Below are 21,361 nucleotides of genomic sequence, written 5' to 3' on the forward strand. Positions count from 1 at the left end.
AAAAGTTAAAGGGATTGAGTCCGGTTAATTACCGAAATCAATCCCTTCTGCTATCCTAATTAAACTGTCCAACTTTTATGGGTCAGTTCAGAAGGTGGTTTTAGTGTTTCTTGGTGGCCCGGGGCGGAATCGAACCAGGCCCTCAGGAGATCTAATCCTACCTCTAGACTACTTCCAGCTAAGGTTCAATTTCTTATGCGAAGCGGCGCAATCTCTTAAATAAAGATTAATGAGGCTTTGGTAAGGAATGCCCACCTCTTCTGAAATTGTCTTAAAGTAACTCACCGAATCCTCATCTAAACGAATCGTAATAGGCTTCTTTAACATTGAAGCATATGGGTTTTTTCGGGCATTAGAAAAATCATATTCTTTACGCATATGTCACCTTTAATCAGCTATCACTATTAATCTCTACTAAATGTAATTTAAAGTTTTTTAGGCCACATTCTTGACGTGTGAAATACTCGCAATATTTCCACATTTCCGTCCTTAATACGGTACGGGACAATATACGGATATCCAAAAATAACCAATTCCCTAGTTCCTGGGACTCTACCGGCTCTGCCAAGCTCTGGATATTGAGCTAATTTATTAACACTTTCAATGGTATGAATAAAAAATTCTCTAGCTACTTTAGGGTTATCATCCGCAATATACTCTGTAGCGTCATTTAGGTTTTTGGCGGCATTACGTAACCACTTAACCTGCATGCTTTTTCACTAACTTAGCAAACTCTTTCTCTGAAATGAAGTCTTGGTTGTCCGCCTCTTTTAAGGCGGCCTTAATTTCATTAACCTGCCAAGCTTCAACTTCTAAATAGCGCTCTATTGCCTCTGAAGCTAAAAAAGATTTTGTGCGTTGAGTGGCCTCTGCCAATTTATCTAGCATTGACTTTGTTTTATTGCTAACCCGTAAGGTTAAAACCGAAGTTTCCATAATATTTTCCCTAAAGAATACTTTGTATACATTATATACGAACAGGGCTGAGGATGTCTAATCCAGTCCTTTGCCTTTATTAACAGATTCCCCCATAATCAAGAATCACAAGGGGACAATATGAATACAAAAAGATCACTACTTTTTACAATGGGAGCTGGAATTGTTTCTTCAGCCTTTGCCCAATCTACATCTTCAACCCCACCCAAACAAAAAGGGCCCTTGGTATGGCTAGATATGGATCAGGCAGAACTTGATGCCTCTTATGATCAAAGTGTTTATGCTCCAAATATTAGGCAAATTCAAAGTCGATATGCCTCCAATAGCGATATCACTCGTAGCCGTCTAGGTAATCCAAAACGATTTGCTTATGGGCCAACCCCAATAGAGGGTCTTGATGTTTATCTCTGCGATCGTCCCAAAGCACCTATTAATATTTTTATTCATGGTGGAGCATGGCGTTCTGGATTAGCCAAAAACTTTGGTTTTAAAGCTGAGACTTTTGTAAATGCTGGCGCTCATTTTGTGGTGCCTGATTTTATTAACGCTTTTGAATCTGGTGGCGATTTAATGCCCATGATCGATCAAGTAAGACGTGCTGTAGCATGGGTTTATAAAAACGCTTCAAGCTTTAATGGTGACCCCAATAAGATCTATCTATCCGGACATTCCTCTGGAGGTCATTTAGCCGGTGTAACCCTAGTCACAAATTGGGAAAAAAATTATGACTTACCAATGAATATCATTAAAGGTGGTCTTTTGTGTAGTGGGATGTATGATTTAAAACCTGCCCGCCTGTCAGCCAGAAGTTCATATGTAAAATTTACTGACAGCATGGAAGATGCCCTAAGCACCCAAAGACATCTTGAGTTTTTAAATACTCCAATCATCGTTGCTCATGGCAGTCTAGAAACTCCTGATTTTCAAAGACAAAGCAGAGACTTTGCTAAAGCAGTTAAGGACGTGGGTAAACCTGTTGACTATATAGTTGGTCAAAACTATAACCATTTTGAGATGCCTGAAACAATAGCTAATCCATATGGCATTTTAGGTAAGTTAGTTTTGAAACAAATGAAGCTTATTTAATCTGTCCTTTTAAAGGACATTTCTTAATAGGGATATCCAAGACTTATGGCGTCTAACCGATCCAAGCCGTAAAAGAAAATGCCCCGCACGAAGCAGGGCATTATTTGATTTTGGTGGCCCGGGGCGGAATCGAACCACCGACACAAGGATTTTCAATCCTCTGCTCTACCGACTGAGCTACCAGGCCATAATCAAATATTATAACCGAAGTTCTACAAGAGATAAAGAAGTCTGTTAATCAGACTCTTCAACTCAGTTGCAAAACCACTCCATACACTTTATCTTCCGTTAATTTAAAGTGAATCTAAATTAGATTGGGGTTGAACACATGGCGGTAACTCTTGATGGCTCTTCATTAGGGGAGTAGAGGGTATTACCTTCCAAATAGGGCGTAAATCGTTCGCTACCAAATTGATAATCTGCTCCCAGACGTGAAAATGCAGACTGTGCAGCAGCGGTCGCAAAAATTCCGGTGTTCGTAAAAGAATAGCCTAGACCGGCATTACCCAAGAGATTACGACTTCCACCAACATAGCTTAATTTCACGCTATCAAGGCTAACATCTTTTTTAATGAGAAGTCTGATATTAAAATCAGCGCCACTAACAGCATTATCAGAATTAACATTCAATGATCGAGCACCAAAAATGATATCCGGCACAAATCCATTACTTCCATTGAGTTGCCAAGATAAGCCAGCATAAATACGATTATCCGTTCGGCTTGAAGAGCTATAGGTATCTGTACAACTTGGTGGGGGGATTGCAACTGCACTTTGAGTAACCATAGCGCCTAATGTTGCGAGAGACATCATTAACAAATACTTTTTCATTTTAACCTTTCAAGTTGTAAGAAATTTTCTTTACACAATCCAGATTAACTACTGTGTTTTACATCATAACAAGAATAGTCAACTTAAAGTAAGTAATTAAAAAATTTAAAACTGATGCCTAAATTACTTTCCAACTTTCTAGTTGGACTTGATTTATTTGAGCTTGTTAATTCTCCAGTTTGCTAATTACCATTACTGCCTGCTTTGCGCACATCAATGCCTAAAGCTTTTAACTTTCGATATAGGTGGGTCCGCTCAAGCCCCGTATATTCTGAAACTTTGGTCATACTACCGCCGGTCTTTTTGAGGTGATACTCAAAATAAGCTTTCTCAAAAATATCTCTTGCTTCACGAAGTGGTAAATCAAAATGACCCGGATTTAACTCTGCATCAGCAGATCCCGGCAAGACAGACTCACCATCAATCACTTGCCTTGACGCATCAAATATTCCGGTTTTTTCGGCGGCATTAACAAGCATGGTTGTTGAATATTCTTTAATCACATTTGATGTTGACTTAAAAACATCTTCTTTAGGTAGAACTCTTTCTAAGGCTTGATTAACCGTTTTCAGTAACTTTTGCAATGCAATTGGTTTTTCAAGAAAATTACATGCGCCAATACGAGTGGCTTCTACGGCGGTATCAATGGTCGCATGACCGGACATCATCACAACTGGCATCGTCAACTTATTATCCTTTGACCACTCTTTTAGTAGTGTGACCCCATCCGTATCTGGCATCCAAATATCTAGCAAGACCAAGTCTGGTTGGAGCTGGTCGCGCACGGTCCTCGCTTGTTGTGCGTTCTCTGCGGAATAAACCACATGACCTTCATCGCTTAATATCTCATTAAGCAACTCTCGGATTCCCATTTCATCATCAACCACTAATATATTTGCCATTCATTTTCTTCCTGTAAAACTATTTTAATACGTCAATAAGGTGCGGTGATATTGCACTTAATTAAGCCAACTTTTGAAACAAAATTGAAATTCTTGCTCCACGAATCACATCTTTTCTCATTCTGTTTTTTAACTCTATTCTTGCTCCGTGTTCATCGACAATTTTCTTAACCACTGCAAGTCCCAACCCAGTCCCTTTTGATTTTGAAGTGATATAGGGTTCAAAAGCCCTACTTAAAATTCGAGGAGAAAAGCCTGGCCCGTTATCCGCAACTGAAAACCGTACTAATTTTTCAATATTACCTAAATGATCCTCATGACTCACAGCTTCAGTCTTGATTTCAATTTCAGGTTCTGAATGAATTTCTATTGCCGCATCCAAAGCATTTTGTAAAATATTATGGATGACTTGCCGGATTTGAGTTGGATCACCAATAATATGAGGGCAATTTAAGTCTAACCTCAAATCAATTTGATTGTTTTCATAAAGCCCCATAATTTGATTAATTAGTAAATTTAAATCAATCTCTTGCATATTAGGCGACTGCTTTTTACCAAAGTCTCTAAAGTTATTCACCATCGTCTTCATGGCCTGAACTTGGTGAATAATTGTATTCGTGAGTTTTGCAACAATATCTTCCTGCTCAACAGAAATTTTCCCTGCCAATTTTTGGTAAATTCTCTCAGCAGATAATTGAATCGGGGTAAGTGGATTTTTAATCTCGTGAGCTAAGCGCTGTGCGACTTCACCCCACGCCAAGGCGCGTTGAGCGGTAATGACCTCGGTAATATCATCAAAGACAATAATATACTGTTGGCCAATTAATTCTGTACCTCTCGTCAACAATGTAGGAATTGTTTTATCCTCTTCGAGCGGGTTATCATACAAAGGGAGTTGCCTTTGCCAAGAGGATTGAATTCCTAGACTAGTATTGAGTCCGTCCTCACCACCAATTGAAATTAAATTGGCTTTAAAAGCTTCTTTAATATTTTTTTCAAAGAAAACCAACTCCGGAATCGTACTCAGTGTTTTACCAATAACAGGTGTTAAATCGCGCTCTAAAATTCTTTTAGCTCCCTCGTTTGCAACTAGCAAATGAAAGTCCTGATTAAAAACACAAACACCTGCCGTTAAATTTGTGAGAACTGATTCTGAAAAATCTTTTGACTCCTGTAAAGACTGCCTCGTTTCTCGAAGTTGTTTTGTCATGTTATTAAATTGACGAGTTAGCATGCCTAATTCATCATTCGAATTGATTTCCGGCTTAGGTGATAAATCACCCTGTGCTACCGCTTGCGTTCCTCTTAACAACATTAATAGAGGCTGAGCCAATTGGCGCCCCAAAATTAATGCTAGAGTAATTGCCACAAATAGGGCGATGAACATTGTTAAGGTTAAAGACCCAATGTACATTTTGCGCAGACCAACCCGACTTAAAGACTTTTCTTGGTACTCACTATAAGCATTTTGAACTACCTTCGCATTTTCAGCCAATTCAATCGGCATCTTTTTTGTTAACTTAATTATCTTATTATTTGATAATTTATATAAAGCAATATAACGATAGTTATCGACACTATTACCTCCACCAAAATCATCCACCAATGCCACTTGACCATCTCTTTTTAAAATAGGCAGGACATCTAAATAGGCATAGTTCTCTACCAAGGGTTCAGAAGTACAGGGCTTTGTCACTAATTGCCCACCTTGTTCATTCAATATTTCAATGCCAAGTAAATTAAATTGCTTACATAAAGAATTTTGGGTTGTCTCATTAAAGTTCTCTACGGAAATTTTCTGAATAATCTGGTGGCCTGTATTTAAAAAATCTTTCTGCCCCATTTCAAAAGAAGTTCTACCCAAATTTAAACCAGCATCTAAAGCTGACTCCAAATTTAAATCAAACCAAGATTCGATACTACGCCCAACGAACTGGAGTGATACTGAGTACAAAATAGCTCCCGGCAGCACACCAACCAAACCAAAAATCATCGCCAATTTTGCAATGAGTCGTGTACCAAAATATCCTTGACGCCAACGGATTGTAAGAGTGACAACTAAGCCGACGATGAGTAATAAAAGTGCAACTCCGATAATAATATTGGCTGTATACAGCCAAACAAAATATTGGCCTAAAATTTGAGCGTCTGCACTAATACCTGTTAAAAGACTAATTAAAAGAATCGCTAAAATAAAAACCACAATAATGAAAGCGGTTAAATCACGCTTTAGACGATATTGCCCACTAAAGGTTTTTTCACTAGCTTCGGATTTAAATGTTTTCATTTACTGAGGGGTACTTTATAGTGCGGCGTAAATGAGAACACATGTTTATCACTAGAGAGATTCCACTCCCTTGCGTTTAATGCATTTATTTGAAATGGTTTTGGCAAGTGGCTTAAATCTAGGCGCATTCTAATAGCGCCTTGGTATGTTTTATTATTATCCAGAGCTGCCAATTCTGCTACTTGCCACCCACCGATAGAGCCAAGTTGTAATAATGCCTCTTCGAGAGTTGCCGTAGAGATTGTTAGTCCACCACCATTAATTCTATATTGCTGAGTTAATGGTTGATAAGATAATCGAATATGTTTCATCGCTTGAATCGGTCGCTCTTCAAACCAATACCAACGGCCTCTAGTAACTTCAAGTTCTACTAAAAAGTGAAAATTAACCCCTTTTCTAACAGCATCGCCTAACTCTGTCGGCAAGTCTATTTGATAAGAGGCATTTAAAAACCAATTCGACTCGATAGGTTCCAATTGAATTTGTCTTAACTTAATTCCTTCTGCAAATACGTGAGCACTGATGAATCCCGCAATCAGCACCCATATTACAAGAAGAAATTTTCGTAAATAAGTCATTATTTTTTCTGAAACAACCCATAGAAAAAACCATCATGCCATTGATTTGGTAAAAGCTGTCCTAAACAATCTAACCGCACAATATCGCTGTAGGTTCTCATTAACCATTGGCATTGATTCTCACCCTCCTCAGGAAACACTGAGCAAGTTACATAAAGCAAAAAACCGCCGGGTTTGAGCACCTCCCACAAATTACCCAAGATTTTCTTTTGAGTAATAGATAGTTGTTGAAAGTCCTCATCTCTTCGCAATTCTAAAATATCTGGATGCCTTCTTACAATCCCACTTGCAGAACAAGGGACATCGGCCAGGACGGCGTCAAAATACTGACCATTCCACCAACTTTTTAAATCGCAAGCATCGCCTTGAATAACGTTCGAAGCAAGATCTAATCGACTAAGATTTTCTTGGACTCGAAGGATTCTCGATGGGTCAAGCTCAAGACTAGTTAAATCAAGCTGCGTCAACTCTAATAAGTGCGTCGTTTTACCACCCGGCGCTGAACAAGCATCCAAAACACGCAGATCTTTTTTTAAAGGTAATAAGTGAGCGGCAAATTGCGCGCCTAAATCCTGAATACTAAAATAACCTTGATCATATCCAGGTAATTGCTGTACTTGTATCGAATGAGCCAAACGAATTGCCTGTGGCGCCAGTTTTAAATATACCTTTGGGATTTCAATGGTCTCAATTGCTTGGTTTTCGAGTAAATCTAGATATTCGCGTCTCGTAATTTTTGTTGTATTAACACGTAAGTAAAAACCAGGCTCATGTAAGTTGGTGTCAAGAATATTTAACCAATCTTTAGGATGCGCTTTTTTAAGGCGCTTCACCCACCATTGTTGAAAATACTCGACATCGTCCCGAACAGGTCCAATAAATAAATTTGGGTTTTCCACACAGCGTCTTAACACAGCATTGATTAAACCTTTAGCATATTGCGTTTTAGTGGATAGAGTCGCTGCATTTACCGCTTCATTTACTAGGGTATGAGAGTTATATTTATTCGGAGAATCTGGTAGCAAGACGCTAGCAGCAACTAAAAGTAAGTTCTCGACCTCAATTTCTGGTTCTTTAGTAATAAACTCATAAATAACGTGCAACAACCTAGCTTTATGGCGAAGTGTTGTAAAAGTAAAACTCTGAACTGCAGAACGTAATTCCTTAGGCAGATTAACAAAGCTTTCAGTCAAAGTCATACCAGTCTCTAAAGCATTTAATGCGATTGCAGAATGTTGGAGAATTTGACTTAAATTAGCTCCTTTTAATTCATTTGGCACATTACTTAATTCAGTTTTTTTTGGGGGGGTCGTCTTATTCACTAATTTGGATATATTCCTGTTTGAGACATTTGTAAAAGATTAGTAACTCGCTGTTCAGTGGCTGGGTGGGTTGAAAACAATCCACGTAAACCACCTGCGGACAAAGGATTCATAATCATCATTTGAGCAACTGCTGGATGCTCTTCAACCGCTTGAAAAGGAATACCAGATGCATAGTTCTCTATTTTTCGGAGAGCCATTGCTAATGCTTCAGGATCTCCACTTATTTCAGCGCCACCACGGTCTGCATCATATTCTCTAGCTCTTGATATCGACATTTGAATTAGACTAGCAGCAAGAGGCGCTAACAACATCACTAATATTCCAGCAATCGGATTTGATCTTCCTTCGCTGTCTCTGGGGCTTAAAAACATCGCAAAATTGGCGATGCCTGATATCGCACCAGCCATTGTTGCCGCAATTGTTGAAATCAGGATATCACGATGTTTAACATGAGCTAACTCATGGCCCATGACACCTCTCAACTCTCTTTCGGTCAATATACTTAAAATACCCGTGGTAGCTGCAACAGCTGCATTCTCCGGATTCCGACCTGTGGCAAATGCATTCGGTGCATCTTCCTCAATAATATACACTTTGGGCATTGGTAAATCAGCCTTTTGTGATAACTCTCTAATCATCTGATAGTACTTCGGATAGTTTGTCTCATCTACTTGGATGGCACCAACCATCTTTAAGACCATCTTGTCTGAGTTCCAATAACTAAAGAAATTCATGCCAACAGCAAATAAAAATGCAATCAAAACACCTTGCCCACCGCCCAAGACACCACCGATAAAAATAAACAATGCAGTAATGACTGCCATTAAAACTGCGGTTTTAGCTAAATTAAACATTGTTCCTCCCTCTCAAATGTAAGTATCAATATATCAAATTTTTAGTTAAATTTCTGACCAACATGGAAGCTATTCGTTTGAATAAACTGCTTAGAAGTAGCCCTTTTAGAACCCGCTTTTTGCAATTCAAGGATGCGTAAAACTCCTTTGCCACAGGCTATCTCAATACCAAGCTCATTAATCTCTAGAATTTCCCCAGGAGTAGCTGAGCGATGCTGGGTAACTACGTCGGAGATATCCTCACTTAACCAGAACTTATAAAGTACATCCAAGGAATGAGTAAAAGCAACCGGCCCTGGATTTAATGCTCGAATTTGGCGATTAATTATTTGAGCATCTTGCGACCAGTCGATTAAAGCTTCTTCCTTGAGGATTTTTTGAGCATAAGTAACACCAATTTCTGACTGGTTAATCAATTGAAACTCTTTACCGTGCGCAACGTCGTTTAGAGTTTCATTTAACAATCTTGCGCCTTGAGATGCTAATCGATCATGTAGGGTTTGAGTGGTATCAAACGTTTGAATGTTAAGACGATCTTGCGCAATGATGGGTCCAGTATCTAAGCCTTCTGCCATTTTCATAATACATGTGCCAGTCTCCACATCTCCGGACCAAATCGCTCGATGAATCGGTGCGGCCCCACGCCATCTTGGCAATAGTGAAGCATGGACATTAATACAACCTAATTGCGATTTAGACTCCGCCAACGCTAACAACCATTTTGGCAAGATCAGTCCATAAGCCGCCACAACCATTACATCAAAGTCTAATTGCTCTAATATGGATTTAGCTTCTGAGGCTTCTTGAGGGTATTTCCCATCAAGTTTTAAAGAGGTTGGTTGAAGTAGGGGAATATTTTTATCTAGTGCTACTTCTTTGACAGGGCTTGGATGTATTTTTAACCCTCTGCCAGAGGGCCTATCTGGTTGAGTCATGACTAAAACAACCTGGTGCGCTGTTTGCAAAATACTACTTAAGATGATTTTTGCGAACTCTGGGGTACCTGCATAAACGATTTTTAAAGGTCTCAATTTTCCTCCACACTTGGCAAAATCGCCCATTCTACCTGAAGTGGGGGCGCATCTTTTTTACTTGTCCACGGTACAGAAACAATACCTTTAACGGGTGCTTTTTCAAATAACTCCATCACTTTTGCCGAAGGTGGATGTCCGCCTCGCCACCATTGACCCGCAGGCGTTGGGGCATGGTCCATCAAAATTAAGAGGGGCTTTTTTCTATCAGAGGGCATTAACCATGGCGACTCTAAATCATTCGCATCAATCCAAGCTTTTATTTTTCTACCCTTAGATACAGGGTCATTAATAATGACATTACCAATAATCCAGGTGTCACCTGCAATCCAACTAATCGGTTGACCATGGGTAAAAGCACTATTTTCTTGCCAGCGTAAATTGATAGCGTCCCCTAATTTTTTACTTGGAAAATTTCCTCTACCTTGCTTACCTAAATAATCGGCTCCCGGCCCCACAATCAAAGCATAACCAACCGCAAAAAGGCAATGTATCCACAGTATTTTTTTGATAAAGCTGACGATTGAAATATCACTTACAAAAAAAGAACCAATAAAGCCAATACCTAAATAAAAAGTAACTGCCCACTTCGCCTCAATTTTTTGACCTAGCAAAATACCAATCATGAGAGTAATAACAGTTGGGCCAAGGGCAAAAAAAATCAAAAAAATACGATCTTGTTGTGTAAATCGATGCCACCACGTGGTTTTCAAATGATTTTTTTCTACTAATTGCAACTGCGAATCTTTATTTTTCTGAGCCAAATGAATCAGCAAATAAATCCCAATAATTATTGGCGACACTCGGTAAATCTGGGTTAAAAAGAAACCACTAAAAAGTTCAAATAACTTTGTGCCATAAGAGGAGGACTCCGCGAGAGATTCTCTCGCATAAAAAAGTGGGCCTTGACCTTGGTTCGTTTGTTCATAAAGCCAGAGCAAGTGGGGACCCATTATCAGTAAACAAATGGCAATACTCATCATCATACCAAGTAGGGCACTTTTCTTTTGGAACCTTTTATCAACTAGAAAGTGAACTAGCAAAACACTGATTTGTACGATTGCACTATATTTACTTAGAAGGGCTAAGCCAGTTACAAGTCCTAATAAAATCCAGTACAAGAAGTAGTTCTTTTTATTAGAAGTCTCAAAGTTTATTTTTCTTTCCTGCACCCAAGAAGAATAATAAAAGTTAAACATGGCTGCAATTGACCAGAGTTGGACACTGTTATGGTTGTAGTCTCCACCTCTAGTGGTGTAATAAATAATCGTTGATCCCGTTAAAACAAAAACCAAAGGCGCATAACTTGGAATTAATTGATTACTTTGTTTGCATATTTTTTTATAAAGATCAAAAACAATCAGTTGGGAGAAGAGCACACTGAGATAGCCTAAGGCAAAGGGTAACCAAAGGACCTTACCGATGAGCATCGTTAAGGGATAAATAATCCATGAAGGGAGTGGTGGGTGTTTTTGATATCCCAACTCAAATGAACTAGCCCAAACCAGCTCCTCCATGTTGTCCCATTCAGGCGCATGTCGCGTTACAACGGTGGTGAAAAACCAAATACATGCAATCAGCAAGAATATTGGTAGGGCGTTTTTCACTAACTTTTGGGATTTTTCATTTTCCACCATTAGTAACGGAGGCTTTCTCTTAATTATGATTTATAGTCTGTAATTATAGATTTAACTGTAAAATTTGAATATGCCTATTAATCCTTCTCGTTTAACCAACTTTTCTTTAAGCGTTGTTGTGCCGGCTTATAATGAATCGACTAATTTAATAAAGTTTGTCGAAACATTAAGATTAACTGTTTCTAAAATTACCCCTGTTTACGAGATCATCATTATCAATGATGGTAGTCGCGACAATACGGATGAAATTGGTGTCCAACTAGCCCAAGAAAATAGCATTCGCTACCTTTCATTTTCCAGAAATTTTGGCAAAGAAGCCGCCTTATCTGCAGGGATTGATCACGCAAGAGGCGATGCTGTTTTGTTGATCGATGCGGATTTTCAACATCCGATGGAAAAACTATCCGAAATGTGCTCCCTTTGGCAAAGTGGTTATGACATGGTCTATGGTGTAATTGTTGATCGTGGTAATGAATCATTTTTAAAACGCTTTGGCACCCGCTTTTTTTACTCTTTAATGAGCGCTGGAACAGATGTTCCAATCCCACAAAATGCAGGGGATTTTCGGTGGTTAGATCGTAAAGTAGTGAATGCACTCAAGATGTTGCCGGAAAGAAATCGTTTTATGAAAGGTTTGTATGCTTGGGTCGGTTTTAAATCAATCGGCATGCCTTTTATTCCAGCCGACCGTTTTAGTGGCGTGTCTAGTTTTAAATTAACGAGTCTGATCAAATTAGCCCTTTCAGGCATTACCGCTTTTAGCACCCTACCTTTGAGGCTATGGACTTTTATTGGTGGATTTATTTCGCTAGTTGCTATTTCCTATGCTATTTATGTGGTTTTTGACACCCTCATTTATGGCAACCCTGTTGGTGGTTGGCCAACGATTACGGTTGCTTTAATGCTGTTTTCTGGTGTGCAACTATTATCCATTGGAATCCTCGGAGAATACATCGGCCGTATTTTTGATGAGGTTAAACAACGGCCTCTCTACTTGATTGCAAAAGATCATGATAATAGTTCCTTGGATTCGTAAACTCCCTCAAGTCAGTCTTTTTATCATCGTAGGGGGCGGGGCGGCTGCAGTTCATTTCTTCAGTGTAATTTTTTTTGTAGAGCTTTTCGCTGTACCAGCCATGTTGGCCAATATTTTTGCTTTTTTCATTGCCTTTTGTTTTAGTTTTTTAGGTCAACGCTATTTGACATTTTCTGACTCGAATCAATCTTTTTACTATTCTTTAAAACGGTATTTTTTTGTTTCTGCATGTTCGTTTATGTTTAATGAAGGCTTGTTCTTCGTCTCTATTTATCACTTACACGCACCTTACTTTATCGCTTTACCAATTATCGTTTTATTGGTTGCAATTGGTACGTTTATCGTTACAAAACGCTGGGCTTTTAAGCTATCCCAATGACCATCATTCAAATTTGTGCGGACGATTTTGGGCAAGACCCACTTATTAACGAAGCTATCTTCAAACTCTTTGAGGCCAAACGCCTCTCTGCCACGAGCGTTTTAATTGAGGGCTCTCACGTTACTTCCTGCATTCAAGATATTCAGAAGGCGCATAATAATGGCCTTGAGGTAGGCTTACATTTTAATTTAACTCTGAATTTTCCTAATATTGAGGGGCAATGTATTAAGCCTCTGTTTCAATGGATTCTGTTAAGTCAACTAGGACTGATTAATACGAATCAGGTGCGTCAGGCTTTTGTCTCCCAATTATCAAGATTTGAAGATCTTTTTGGTTTTATGCCCGACTACATTGATGGGCATCAACATGTCCATCAGTTTTCTGGGATTGGTCAAGTCCTTCTTGATGAAGTATTCAATCGTTATTCAAAGAACGAACTACCTTGGATTCGAAATACCTTGCTACCAAGTGGGGCCACAAACATTCCACAAGTCACTAAATGTCTTATTCTGCAATTACTTGGTGGGAAACAATTTAAAAAACTTCTAAGCATGACAAATATTCCTTCCAACGCTGGCTTTTTGGGTGTTTATGGCTTTAATGCACCGACAGAAGCTTCTTATCGAGCGTTGGCTCAAGCTTGGCTAAAGAATTCCCGAAGTAATACCTTAATCATGTGTCACCCAGCTGTAAGTTCTGTTGTAAATGATGCGATTGGTCACCAAAGACCGATTGAATTTAACTATCTAAGCTCGGATGCTTTCCAAGAAGACTTGGAGTTATTTAACATCTCCATTGGCACCAATTAACGAATAGATATTAGTTGGAGTAGAGCTTTTCTCTTTTTTTCATTTTCCCTTTGATTCTCATTCTTTTTAAAGGGGATAGGTAATCCACAAATACTTTACCAATCAAATGATCCATTTCATGTTGAATACATACAGATAGCAAACCTTCTGCCTCTAATTCAAAAACCTCACCATTTTCATTAAAAGCTCTTACACGAACTTTGTTCGGTCTATCAACCTCATCAAAATAATCTGGCACCGATAAACATCCCTCACGCCAAATTTTATGTTCATCACTTTGCCAAATAATTTCAGGGTTGATAAAAACCTTTAATTCTTCCCGACTATCTGATGTATCGATGACAATAATACGCTCATGAATATCCACTTGAGTTGCAGCTAGTCCAACTCCAGGAGCCTCATACATGGTATGAGCCATATCAGCCACAATTTTTTTGAGGCGATCGTCGAATGTCTTTACTGACTTTGCCACTTTGTGTAGCCTTGGATCTGGATAACAAATAATAGGTAGTAATGCCATATATAGAATACAAGTTAGAAGTTATTATTTTACCTAATTGAAATTAGTATAGCGTGCAAAAGGATAATTTCTACTGAATTTATACATGAATCTCCTAAAAATTTACTTAAAATTAAAGCCATAATAATCATATGTTTATAATAATTTTTTGAAATTTTTATTGCACACATTGAAAAAATTACATTTTTTTCTCGTCTTCGGGTAATAATAAAAAAGAGAAATTTAATTTTAAGGTATGAAAATTGGCCAAAAAACCTAGTAACTCCGCTGTAGAAACTGATCATTTAAAAACGTTAATCATCGCTGAAAAGCCTTCGGTCGCGGCAGATATCGCTCGGGCTTTAGGTGGGTTTACGAAGCACGATGATTATTTTGAAAGTAATAACTTTATCGTTTCTTCTGCGGTCGGTCACCTACTTGAAATTACTGCACCTGAAGAGTTTGAGGTGAAACGCGGTAAGTGGTCTTTTAATAATTTACCCGTTATTCCGCCCCGATTTGAGTTACGGCCTATTGTTAAGACCGAGTCTCGTTTAAAAGCTTTACAAAAGTTAATTAAACGTAAAGATGTATCGGCACTTATTAATGCTTGCGATGCGGGACGAGAGGGCGAATTAATTTTTCGCTTAATAGCTCAGCAAACGAAGGCGACTCAACCAGTAAAGCGACTTTGGCTGCAATCCATGACGCCTAGCGCCATTCGAGAAGGCTTCGCTAATTTACGCTCCGATGAAGAAATGCTACCTCTTTCGGATGCGGCAAGGTGTCGTTCCGAAGCTGATTGGCTGGTCGGTATTAACGGTACTAGAGCCATGACTGCTTTTAATAGTAAAAGTGGTGGCTTCTTTCTTACTACTGTAGGTCGTGTACAAACTCCAACATTATCGATTATGGTAATGCGTGAAGAAAGTATTCGTAAATTTATATCCCGTGACTATTGGGAGGTGCGTGCACAGTTTATTGCTGCTGCTGGTATTTATGAGGGAAGATGGTTTAATCCTGAATTTAAAAAGCAAGGCAAAAATGATGTCATTGATCCGGAATTACGTGAAACGCGCTTATGGTCTGAAGCGGAAGCTAAGAGCATTGTTCTTGCCTGTAAAAATAAGCAAGCTACGGTCACTGAAGAGTCTAAACCTTCGACCCAACAAGCCCCTCAATTATTTGACTTAACTAGCTTACAAAGAGAAGCCAATGCAAGGTTTGGCTTTTCTGCTAAAAACACTCTTGGCCTTGCCCAAGCCTTATATGAGCGTCATAAAGTATTAACCTATCCAAGAACCGACTCAAGGGCACTCCCTGAGGATTATATTCAGACAGTCAAAGATACCGTTGAATCTCTCGGTCAAGTTTCCGACAATTATGTTGCCTTTGCTGCTCAGATTCAGAAGAATAATTGGATAAAACCGAATAAAAAGATCTTTGACAACTCTAAGATTTCTGATCACTTTGCGATTATTCCTACCCTTCAAGAGGCTCCAAAAAATCTTTCTGAACCAGAGCAAAAACTGTTTGACTTAGTGGTTAGAAGGTTTTTAGCTGTTTTCTACCCACCAGCAGAGTTCCTAATAACAACGAGAATTTCAAGTGTAAGTGGTCACTCCTTTAAAACTGAAGGAAAGATTTTAGTAAATCCTGGTTGGCTGACAGTGTACGGTCGTAATAGTCAAGATGATAAAGAATTAGTGGTAGTTGCACCAGGTGAAAAAGTTCAAACTGAATCCGTAGATTTAGTTGGTTTGAAAACCAAACCGCCGGCAAGGTTTTCTGAAGCGACTTTACTATCTGCGATGGAAAGTGCTGGTAAGCTGGTGGAAGAGGATGAGTTTCGAGAGGCGATGGCTGAAAAAGGCTTAGGAACTCCTGCCACTAGAGCATCAATTATTGAAGGTTTACTGGCTGAAAGATATATTTTTAGAGAAGGCCGCGAATTGATTCCGACGGCAAAAGCTTTTCAATTAATGACTCTGTTAAGAGGATTGGGAATTGAAGAACTTACTCAACCAGCCTTAACTGGAGGTTGGGAGTTTCAATTATCACAAATGGAAAAAGGCTTAATTCCAAGGTCTAGTTTCATGCAAGAAATTGCTCAAATGACACAACGAATTGTTAAACGAGCCAAAGAGTTTGATAGCGATACAATTCCAGGGGATTACATTACCTTAGAATCTCCTTGTCCTAATTGTGGTGGCCCAGTAAAAGAAAACTATCGGCGTTTTTCTTGCGAAAAGTGTGGTTTTTCGATTAGTAAAATTCCGGGTGGAAAAGCTTTAGAGTATGTTGAAGCGGAAGAGCTGATACGCGAGAAAAAAGTTGGCCCATTACAAGGCTTTCGAAGCAAAATGGGGCGCCCTTTTGCCGCGATTATTAAGCTTTCTGAAATTCCGATGGATGATAAAGATTATCCAAATGCAGGATATAAGCTTGAATTTGATTTTGGTCAGAATAACGCAGATAACGATGAACCCGTTGACTTCACAGGTCTTCAAGCCTTGGGGGCATGTCCAAAGTGTTCAGGAGCAATCTATGAGCACGGCATGAGTTATATTTGTGAAAGGTCAGTAGGTCCTGACCGTAGTTGCGACTTTTCAACTGGCAAAGTTATTCTGCAACAAGAGATTTCTTCTGAACAAATTCAAAAGTTACTAACTTCCGGTAAAACGGATTTGTTGACGAATTTTAAGTCACAAAGAAATGGTCGTATTTTTAAAGCTTATTTAGCTTTAAGTCCGGAAGGAAAGGTAGGCTTTGAGTTTGAAGCTCGTGCGGTTAAAGCGCCGGCAAAGAAACGAGCGGGGGATACGGATGACGCTAACTCTGACTCTAAACCTGTTAAATCTGTTTCTGCAAAAGTCGCTGTTAAAAAACCTGCTGCCAAAAAATCTGTTCCTGCAAAAAAGGCCGCTAAATAAGCGTGGATTAATTCAGCACCTAAGGTTGCCCAAATTAATCCACGTGAGCCATATGCAGTTGCTAGAAATAATCCAGGGTGTTCATGAACAGGGCCGATCAATGGGAGACGATCCTTCGAGGCACTCCTAAGTCCGACAAAATTTGAATGTTCGACAAATTTTTGTTCACTATTATTTAAACCTATTAACAATAAACCCTTCTTTTGATTGGCCTGCGCACTTTGCTGAGAAGGTGTTAAACAATCATTATCCTCCTCATAACTCGAACCAACTTCCCATAACCAATGATCATCATCCCATTCGGTTGCCGGAGAACAGTATCCATCTCCTCGCATGACCGTTTTAGGTAAGCACTTACCAACTTGACTTTGTTTGGGAATAATAAATCTACTCAACTGTCCCCTTACTGGTCGTAATGGCAACTCTATATCAATGGTTTTTAATAACTCTTTTGTCTGGAAATTGGTTGCCAAAATTAACGCATCTCCGGCACAGACCGTTTCATTTTTGGAATTAATTAACTCCCATAACCCCTTATTTTTTTGAATGCGGATGATTTTCTCACCCCAATGATGTTGTTGATTTTTTAAAGTTTGAATTGCTTCACATGAGATTTTTTTTAAATCATAAATACCCGCAGTATTAAACCAAAGGCCTGGACATTGAAGATTAATTTTTTCTAGTGCAGTATTAGAATCAAGAGGTGTAATTTCTAAAGGGTCAAAACTGAGAGTAAGTAGTAACTCACTTAATTTTTCAAGGCTAACATCAACATCAAAATTAGGCTGATACACTCCAGGGTATCGAAGGCTAGACTGAAATTTTTGCCAAATTAAACGATTTGCGATTTGAGTAAATCGTTGTAATTTTGTACTTTTCTTATTTACTTGCGGATGTACAAGTGCCAGTTGATGGTCAGAGGTTTTGGTTGCAGCTTCATGCGCTTGATCGACAACAGTGATTTTGTAACTCGAGTTTGTGGCTAGCTTTTCTGCAATCAAAGATCCTGCAATTCCGGCACCTAGGACAATCACATGCATGGATAGTTTTTTTCTAATATTTTTATCATTAAGGATTTATAATTTTAATTTAGTTCATAATGACTGAATTATGCTTGATCCAATAAATGATGATCAAACTAATTTGTACCTACAAGTTAGAAAAAAACACCTGCTAATTGGTGTTATCTCTGTTTTTGGTTTGTTTATTTGCGTTGTCTTGTACCTCTTTAGTTTGGGTCTGTATGTAGGATTTTCTCCTCCGCCTAACCAATCAGAACCGGTTAGTTCAGAATTGATTGTAAGGTTTGAACAATTGCAAAATCAAATTAATGATGCGGTTATTCAATTTAATGAACTTTCGGTTTTAAAAGATAAACTCGAATTACAAAATCTCCCTAAACAAAAACCAATTCCAAAATCATCGAAGGATCTTGGTAAGGGCGGTTCTGAGCCACATGTAAGCTTACTTAACTTTAAGGATAGCTCCTATGATGTTCAAACTTCTTTTGAGTCAATGCAGGCTATCTTAGATATCTTTGAGAACAATATTCCTTTAATTAAAGGATCGATGACATTGGCAATCTATAAAAATACAAACCTACCTAGTGGGGTGCCAATTTTGGGGGAGTATATCTTTTCAAGTGGTTTTGGTATTCGACCAGATCCCTTTACCTTAAAAGATGAGTTTCACACTGGTCTGGATTTTGCCGCACTCAGAGGAACCTATGTGGTTGCATCTGAGCCAGGAGCCGTAATCAAAGTAGTCACCAATTCAGATCGCACCGGACTGGGTAACTATGTTGAAATGAGCCATCAAAATGGAACTACTTCTAAATATGGGCATTTGGATAAAATCCTAGTAAGTCAAAATCAAAAATTAAACCGTGGTGAAATTTTAGGAACCGTTGGAAACACCGGAAGATCTACCGGACCACACTTACACTTTGAAGTAAGCATTGGTGGCACTCAGGTAGACCCTTTAAGTGGTGCATCAGCTCTGAAAGTTAAACCAAGCCCAATTGCAATGGCAGCAGTTAACGCTGAGGCTAAATCTAGATGTGCCGAATTACTATTGATTGTCGTTGATGAGAATGCCGCTCTAATGAAGGAGTGCCTATTATCTGGTGGCAAAAAAGCCAAAGATTTATTGATCTCTCGTTTTCAAGAGGGCAGAATGAAGGCTATTAAAGATAAAAACGCACTGTCAGATGATTGTACGTATGTTGACAAAGATCATAAATTACAAAGCAGCACTCGGGAAGAGTGCCGCTCTTTAGTCAATAACTAAAACTTAATTTAATGAATCTTCTAATTTAGCTTTCGTTGTTCTTAATACTTCTGGCAAGTTATAAGAAAGTTGGTTAAACAACTCTTCGTGTAACTTTAACTCTTCTTTCCAAGATGCTTTATCAACTGAAATCACTTGGTTAAACTGCTCTTCAGAAAAGTCTACGCCATTCCAATTGAGATCTTTAAAACTTGGTGAGTAGCCAAAAATATTTTCATTTGCTTCGGCACTTCCCTCAATACGACCAATGATCCAAGCTAGAACGCGCATATTTTCGCCATAACCCGGCCATACGAACTGACCTGCGTCATTTTTTCTGAACCAGTTAACACAGTAGAATTTCGGTAGAGTTGTATTTGCAGCTGTTAAATTTTCACCAATGGTTAACCAGTGCTGGAAATACTCACTCATGTTGTAGCCTGCAAATGGCAACATTGCAAACGGATCTCTTCTCACCACACCTGTCTTACCAGTTGCTGCGGCCGTTGTTTCAGATCCCATCGTTGCTGCCATGTAAACACCTTCAACCCAGTTTCTGGCTTCTGTAATCAATGGCACTGTCGTTGAGCGTCTTCCACCGAAGATAAAGGCATCAATTGCAACACCTTCTGGATTATTCCACTCCTCATCACAAGCTGGGTTATTAATTGCAGCAACTGTAAATCTTGCATTTGGATGCGCCGCTTTTTTACCAGCTGCACCATCTGCAGGTGTCCAATCATTACCCTGCCAATCAATCAAGTGTGCTGGGGCTTCTTTTGTCATTCCTTCCCACCAAACATCGCCATCATCAGTAAGTCCAACGTTTGTAAAAATGACATCCTTATCTAGTGAAGCCATGCAGTTTGGATTAGTCACAGAGTTTGTGCCTGGAGCAACGCCAAATAATCCAGCTTCTGGATTAATCGCATAAAGCTTAATTTTTCCTGTAACTGGATCAACTCTTGGCTTAATCCATGCAATGTCATCACCAATCGTCGTAACCTTCCAACCATTAAAACCTGCAGGAGGAATAAGCATTGCAAAGTTAGTTTTTCCACAAGCGGAAGGGAATGCGGCTGCAACGTGATGTTTTTTACCTTCAGGTGAAGTTACACCCAAAATTAGCATATGTTCAGCTTGCCAACCTTCTTCACGACCCATAATCGATGCAATACGCAAAGCGAAGCATTTTTTACCTAATAAAGCGTTACCACCGTAGCCTGAACCAAAAGACCAGATCTCTCTTGTTTCTGGATAATGAACAATGTATTTTGTTTCATTACATGGCCATTTCACATCTTTTTCCCCAGCAGCTAATGGCTTACCAACGGAGTGAACGCAAGGTACAAACTCGCCTTCATTACCAAGTACGTCAAATACTGCTTTGCCCATTCTAGTCATGATTTTCATATTCACAACGACAAATGGACTATCTGTTAACTCAACGCCAATATGTGCAATTGGTGACCCGAGCGGTCCCATTGAGAAGGGAACAACATACATTGTTCTACCTTTCATTGCGCCCGTCATTAAACCATTCATGGTTGAACGCATCTCAATCGGATCGATCCAATTATTAGTTGGTCCTGCTTGCTCTTTCTTTTCCCAACAGATAAAAGTTCTGTCCTCAACACGTGCTACGTCCGTTGGATCAGAACAAGCCCAGTATGAGTTTTTTCTTTTTTCTGGATTCAATTTTTTCATTGTTCCAGCATTTACCATTTGTTGGCAAAGGCGATCATATTCTTCTTCACTGCCATCACACCAGTAAATCTGGTCAGGCTGTGTTATTTTTGCAATTTCATTGACCCAATTAATAAGTTTTTTGTGCTGAATATAGCCTGGCACATTCAGTTGAATCGTTTCCTGCTGGTTGTTAGTAGTCATAGATAGTTTCTTTGAAGTTAATTAATTTTTTGATATTTTCTCATTTTTTCTGAATTCACATTGTTGCAGTGCAATGTATG

Annotated in this window: 19 protein-coding genes, 1 tRNA gene and 1 pseudogene; 6 read left to right on the forward strand and 15 right to left on the reverse strand. The window is 39.0% G+C overall.

Annotated features, from left to right (window positions below; translation table 11 throughout):
• Window positions 1-168: 168 nt before the first annotated feature.
• The 3 genes from B8983_RS11890 to B8983_RS11900 are packed head-to-tail and all read right to left on the reverse strand — an operon-like array spanning window position 169 to window position 936.
• Window positions 169-378, reverse strand: coding sequence for a BrnA antitoxin family protein (locus tag B8983_RS11890; RefSeq protein ID WP_084285267.1), 210 nt, complete (start codon window positions 376-378; stop codon window positions 169-171).
• Window positions 379-425: 47 nt separating this feature from the next.
• Entirely contained in the window at window positions 426-710 is a 285-nt protein-coding gene (locus B8983_RS11895) for a type II toxin-antitoxin system RelE/ParE family toxin (RefSeq protein ID WP_084285270.1), read from the reverse strand.
• Window positions 700-936: a CopG family ribbon-helix-helix protein gene (locus B8983_RS11900; RefSeq protein WP_084285272.1), complete on the reverse strand. Its 237-nt coding sequence runs from the start codon at window positions 934-936 to the stop codon at window positions 700-702. The genes B8983_RS11895 and B8983_RS11900 overlap by 11 nt, the downstream gene beginning before the upstream one ends.
• A 120-nt stretch (window positions 937-1,056) precedes the next feature.
• Between B8983_RS11900 and B8983_RS11905 the strand changes: the two genes are divergently transcribed.
• Entirely contained in the window at window positions 1,057-2,022 is a 966-nt protein-coding gene (locus tag B8983_RS11905; RefSeq protein ID WP_084285275.1) for an alpha/beta hydrolase, read from the forward strand.
• Window positions 2,023-2,133: 111 nt separating this feature from the next.
• Here the strand turns inward: B8983_RS11905 and B8983_RS11910 are convergent.
• From B8983_RS11910 to B8983_RS11950, 9 genes are all read right to left on the reverse strand, one after another.
• Window positions 2,134-2,209 (reverse strand) — tRNA-Phe (locus B8983_RS11910).
• A gap of 122 nt (window positions 2,210-2,331) precedes the next feature.
• The gene (locus B8983_RS11915; protein WP_084285276.1) at window positions 2,332-2,853 is read right to left on the reverse strand and encodes a hypothetical protein; all 522 of its coding nucleotides are present in this window, start codon (window positions 2,851-2,853) and stop codon (window positions 2,332-2,334) included.
• Between the two features lie 182 nt (window positions 2,854-3,035).
• A complete protein-coding gene (locus B8983_RS11920; RefSeq protein WP_084285278.1) occupies window positions 3,036-3,755 on the reverse strand; it encodes a response regulator in 720 nt (239 codons plus the stop codon).
• Between the two features lie 61 nt (window positions 3,756-3,816).
• A complete protein-coding gene (locus tag B8983_RS11925; RefSeq protein WP_084285280.1) occupies window positions 3,817-6,042 on the reverse strand; it encodes a sensor histidine kinase in 2,226 nt (741 codons plus the stop codon).
• Complete coding sequence (locus tag B8983_RS11930; RefSeq protein ID WP_084285282.1) at window positions 6,039-6,620, reverse strand: DUF4390 domain-containing protein; 582 nt, start codon at window positions 6,618-6,620, stop codon at window positions 6,039-6,041. Before B8983_RS11930 ends, B8983_RS11925 begins: the two co-directional genes overlap by 4 nt.
• Window positions 6,620-7,942, reverse strand: coding sequence for a 16S rRNA (cytosine(967)-C(5))-methyltransferase RsmB (rsmB, locus tag B8983_RS11935; protein WP_159460900.1), 1,323 nt, complete (start codon window positions 7,940-7,942; stop codon window positions 6,620-6,622). The genes B8983_RS11930 and rsmB overlap by 1 nt, the downstream gene beginning before the upstream one ends.
• Complete coding sequence (gene htpX, locus B8983_RS11940) at window positions 7,942-8,799, reverse strand: zinc metalloprotease HtpX (protein ID WP_084285286.1); 858 nt, start codon at window positions 8,797-8,799, stop codon at window positions 7,942-7,944. The genes rsmB and htpX overlap by 1 nt, the downstream gene beginning before the upstream one ends.
• A gap of 41 nt (window positions 8,800-8,840) precedes the next feature.
• Window positions 8,841-9,830 carry a methionyl-tRNA formyltransferase gene (gene fmt, locus B8983_RS11945; RefSeq protein WP_234987036.1) on the reverse strand — a complete coding sequence of 330 codons (990 nt, stop codon included), beginning with the start codon at window positions 9,828-9,830 and terminating at the stop codon, window positions 8,841-8,843.
• A complete protein-coding gene (locus B8983_RS11950) occupies window positions 9,827-11,437 on the reverse strand; it encodes a glycosyltransferase family 39 protein (RefSeq protein WP_159460901.1) in 1,611 nt (536 codons plus the stop codon). Before B8983_RS11950 ends, fmt begins: the two co-directional genes overlap by 4 nt.
• A 100-nt stretch (window positions 11,438-11,537) precedes the next feature.
• Between B8983_RS11950 and B8983_RS11955 the strand changes: the two genes are divergently transcribed.
• From B8983_RS11955 to B8983_RS11965, 3 genes are read left to right on the forward strand one after another with little or no spacing between them, the layout of a single operon-like run.
• A complete protein-coding gene (locus B8983_RS11955) occupies window positions 11,538-12,503 on the forward strand; it encodes a glycosyltransferase family 2 protein (RefSeq protein ID WP_084285299.1) in 966 nt (321 codons plus the stop codon).
• Window positions 12,478-12,882 carry a GtrA family protein gene (locus tag B8983_RS11960; RefSeq protein ID WP_084285302.1) on the forward strand — a complete coding sequence of 135 codons (405 nt, stop codon included), beginning with the start codon at window positions 12,478-12,480 and terminating at the stop codon, window positions 12,880-12,882. Before B8983_RS11955 ends, B8983_RS11960 begins: the two co-directional genes overlap by 26 nt.
• Window positions 12,879-13,691 carry a ChbG/HpnK family deacetylase gene (locus tag B8983_RS11965; protein WP_084285306.1) on the forward strand — a complete coding sequence of 271 codons (813 nt, stop codon included), beginning with the start codon at window positions 12,879-12,881 and terminating at the stop codon, window positions 13,689-13,691. The genes B8983_RS11960 and B8983_RS11965 overlap by 4 nt, the downstream gene beginning before the upstream one ends.
• Before the next feature lie 10 nt (window positions 13,692-13,701).
• Here B8983_RS11965 and def read toward each other — a convergent pair whose 3' ends face one another.
• Window positions 13,702-14,211 (reverse strand): peptide deformylase, encoded by a 510-nt coding sequence (def, locus tag B8983_RS11970; RefSeq protein WP_084285310.1) that lies wholly within the window; start codon window positions 14,209-14,211, stop codon window positions 13,702-13,704.
• A 242-nt stretch (window positions 14,212-14,453) separates the two neighbouring features.
• Between def and B8983_RS11975 the strand changes: the two genes are divergently transcribed.
• Window positions 14,454-17,123, forward strand: a complete 2,670-nt coding sequence (locus tag B8983_RS11975; RefSeq protein ID WP_084285312.1) for a DNA topoisomerase III — start codon at window positions 14,454-14,456, stop codon at window positions 17,121-17,123.
• 17 nt (window positions 17,124-17,140) lie between these two features.
• On the opposite strand, the pseudogene B8983_RS14235 reads toward B8983_RS11975, so the two are convergent.
• Window positions 17,141-18,163 (reverse strand): annotated as a pseudogene (locus B8983_RS14235) (FAD-dependent oxidoreductase); the annotation flags it as partial.
• A 70-nt stretch (window positions 18,164-18,233) separates the two neighbouring features.
• On the opposite strand from B8983_RS14235, the gene B8983_RS11985 reads away from it, so the two are divergent.
• Window positions 18,234-19,412, forward strand: a complete 1,179-nt coding sequence (locus B8983_RS11985; protein ID WP_084285316.1) for a M23 family metallopeptidase — start codon at window positions 18,234-18,236, stop codon at window positions 19,410-19,412.
• A 3-nt stretch (window positions 19,413-19,415) separates the two neighbouring features.
• Here the strand turns inward: B8983_RS11985 and B8983_RS11990 are convergent, their stop codons facing one another.
• Window positions 19,416-21,281, reverse strand: coding sequence for a phosphoenolpyruvate carboxykinase (GTP) (locus B8983_RS11990; RefSeq protein WP_084285317.1), 1,866 nt, complete (start codon window positions 21,279-21,281; stop codon window positions 19,416-19,418).
• Window positions 21,282-21,361: the final 80 nt, after the last annotated feature.

Origin of the sequence: Polynucleobacter kasalickyi (assembly GCF_900176405.1) — a bacterium.
Lineage (GTDB): Bacteria > Pseudomonadota > Gammaproteobacteria > Burkholderiales > Burkholderiaceae > Polynucleobacter > Polynucleobacter kasalickyi.